Source organism: Frankia sp. RB5, assembly GCF_059816245.1.
Genome location: NZ_JCBATA010000136.1, coordinates 1 through 2638, shown reverse-complemented (window position 1 = coordinate 2638; position 2638 = coordinate 1). Strand labels below are relative to the sequence as shown.

Here is a 2638-nt window from a genome sequence, read left to right as displayed (position 1 = left end):
CCAAGCCAACTACGCCACCGCCAACACCTTCCTCGACACCCTCGCCCACCACCGCCACACCCACAACCTCCCCGCCACCAGCCTCGCCTGGGGCTACTGGCAACAAACCAGCACCATGACCGAACAGATGGGCGAGGTCGACCGGTCTCGGCTGGCTCGGATCGGTGTGGGTGCACTTTCGACCGAGAAGGGGCTGGCGCTCTTCGACGCCGCGCTCGAGCGGAGCGAAGCGCATCTCGTCCCGATGACGCTGGCCGCCGCCGGGACCAGTCCGTCCGCCGCTGTGCCGCCGATCGCGCGCAGCCTGTTCGCGACTCCGGCACGCAAGGCCGATGAGCGGGACGGACCCGCTCCCTCGACGCTGTCGGACCGGCTCGTGGCACTGGCGCCCGCCGATCGCAGGCGGACGGTCCTCGACGCGGTACGGGCCCAGACGGCCCAGATCCTGGGGCATTCCGGGGCTTCGGCGGTTCCCCCTGGCGCGGCGTTCAAGGAGCTGGGTTTCGACTCGCTCACGAGCCTGGAACTGCGCAACCGGCTCGACGGGATCGTCCGGCACCGGCTGCCGGTGACCCTGGTCTTCGACCATCCCACGCCGGAGGCGATCGCCTCCTATCTGCTCGACGAGCTGTTTCCCCAGGACGAGGAGCCCGCCGGTGCTCCGGACAGCACGGACGGCACCAGCGACGCGGAGCTCAGAAGAATCCTGGCGACGATACCGATCGACCGTCTGCGCGCGAGCGGACTAGCGCAGCTCCTCCTTGATGTCACCCAGAGCACCGACGCGCCGGATCAGCCGGAGAGCGCCGAAACCATCGACGAGCTGGATACCGAACGGCTGATTCTCATGGCGTTCGAGGAAACCGACTGAACCCCGATTCTGGCTGGAGTTCGTAGACTATGAGCGAGACATCCACCGAGAAGGTGGTAGCAGCCCTGCGGAAGTCTCTCAAGGAGAACGACCGCCTGCGCCAGCAGAACCGGAAGTTCACCGCGGCCGCACGTGAGCCGATCGCGGTGGTGGGGATCGCGTGCCGTTTCCCGGGGGGTATCGCCTCGCCGGAGGATCTGTGGCGGCTGGTCGAGGCCGGCGGCGAGGCGATCGGTGACTTTCCGACCGACCGGGGCTGGGATCTGGACAGCCTGTTCGACCCCGACCCGGACCATCCCGGCACCTCCTACTCACGCAGCGGCGGGTTCCTCACCGACGTCGGCGGCTTCGACGCCGAGTTCTTCGGCATCAGCCCACGCGAGGCACTCGCCATGGACCCCCAGCAGCGGCTCCTGCTCGAAACCAGCTGGGAAGCCATCGAACACGCCGGGATCAACCCCGACACGCTGCGCGGAACATCCACCGGCGTCTTCAGCGGAATGATGTACCACGACTACGGGACGGGCGACGGGCCGACACCGGAGTCGCTGGAGGGGCACCGCATCACGGGTAGCGCGGGCAGTGTGGCGTCGGGCCGGGTGTCGTATGTGTTCGGGTTCGAGGGGCCGGCGGTCACCATCGACACCGCCTGCTCCTCCTCCCTCGTCGCCGTCCACCTCGCCGTCCAGTCCCTGCGCTCCGGCGAAAGCTCGCTCGCCCTGGCCGGTGGTGTGGCGGTGATGGCCACGCCGGAGACCTTCGTGGAGTTCAGCCGCCAGCGCGGCCTGTCCCCCGACGGCCGCTGCCGTTCGTTCTCCGCCGACGCCAACGGCACCGGCTGGTCCGAAGGCGTCGGCGTCCTCCTCCTCGAACGCCTCACCGACGCGGTCGCCAACAACCACCCCGTCCACGCCGTCATCCGCGGCACCGCCATCAACCAGGACGGCACCTCGAACGGCCTCACCGCGCCCAACGGTCCCTCCCAGCAGCGCGTCATCCGCGCCGCGCTCGCCAACGCCCAGCTGAGCCCCGCCGACGTCGACGCCGTCGAAGCCCACGGCACCGGAACGCCGCTCGGCGACCCCATCGAGGCCCACGCCCTGCTCGCCACCTACGGCCGCAGCCGCCCTGACGACCGGCCGCTCTGGCTTGGCAGTCTCAAGTCCAACATCGGCCATACCCAGGCCGCCGCCGGCGTCGCCGGCATCATCAAAATCATCGGGGCGCTCCACCGCAACGAACTCCCCCGTACCCTGCATGCCGACGAACCCACCCCCCACGTCGACTGGGACAGCGGACGCCTCCGACTCCTCGCCACTCCCCAGCCCTGGGAGCGGCACGAGCGACCTCGCCGTGCCGGTATCTCCTCCTTCGGCATCAGCGGCACCAACGCCCACATCATCCTCGAAGAACCCCCCGCCACCGCTGACGCCACGACGGTGGAAAGCGCCGAACCCGCCGCAACGCAATTCGCGGAGAACGCGGCGAGCACGGAGAACGCGGCGACAGAAGATGAACCAGCACCGTTCTTCTTTCCGCTTTCGGCGCGCACTCCTGACGCGCTACGCGAACACGCCGGCCGCGTTCACCAGCATCTCACCACGCACCCGGACCTGCCGTTGACCGGCGTCAGCCACACTCTGCGGCAGCGGCACGCGTTCGATCACCGAGCGGTCGTTCTCGCCGGCACCCGCACCGGCCTGCTCGAAGGCCTCAGCACCCTCACCACCAGCCCCCCGGAAACCCCAGGAACCCCCCACACCCCCG

The 2638-nt window shown here is 69.4% G+C and carries 2 protein-coding genes; both read left to right on the top strand.

Annotated elements, in window-relative coordinates; genetic code table 11:
* The coding region (locus AC6EXY_RS33110) for an acyl carrier protein (RefSeq protein WP_499819006.1) at positions 1 to 871 on the top strand (871 nt) is incomplete at its 5' end.
* 29 nt (positions 872 to 900) lie between these two features.
* On the top strand, positions 901 to 2638 hold a 1738-nt coding region (locus AC6EXY_RS33105), incomplete at its 3' end, for a type I polyketide synthase (RefSeq protein WP_499819005.1).